We start from the raw sequence: 367 nt of genomic DNA, 5'->3' as shown, positions 1-367 counted from the left end.
CATTCCCCTCCTTTAACCACACCCACTCCTTTTTTCCCTTCAATCTCATAACCCCCATACCCCCCCGACACCCTCCCATTACCCAATTCCTCCTCATTACCAAGATATACCTCACCCAATACCTCCTTCAACCCCTCACCCTCCTCACGCGTGAACAGATCCCGTTCCAATTCACTCCACCTTCCCCTCTCATACACATCAACTCGATCAGCAATCAACACTTCATCCTCTTCCCCTACTCCATCCACCCTACCCTCCCCTCCTCCTCCAACCAAACCATTCCATCATACATCCAATCCTCCCCTCTTCTCACCTCACTCCAATACAAGCGTTCTTACCACTCCATCTATAACCCCATTTTCCATCA

The 367-nt window shown here is 50.1% G+C and carries 1 protein-coding gene; it reads right to left on the bottom strand.

The features are described from left to right. A partial coding sequence (locus tag FS628_RS32135; protein ID WP_222125314.1) for a hypothetical protein occupies positions 1-248 on the bottom strand: 248 nt, incomplete at its 3' end. Between the last annotated feature and the right edge of the window lie 119 nt (positions 249-367).

It is taken from the genome of Paenibacillus xylanexedens, from assembly GCF_007676705.1.
GTDB classification, from domain to species: Bacteria; Bacillota; Bacilli; order Paenibacillales; family Paenibacillaceae; genus Paenibacillus; species Paenibacillus xylanexedens_C.
The sequence above is the reverse complement of the archived record's forward strand: the minus strand, read 5'-3'. Positions and strand labels throughout refer to the sequence as shown.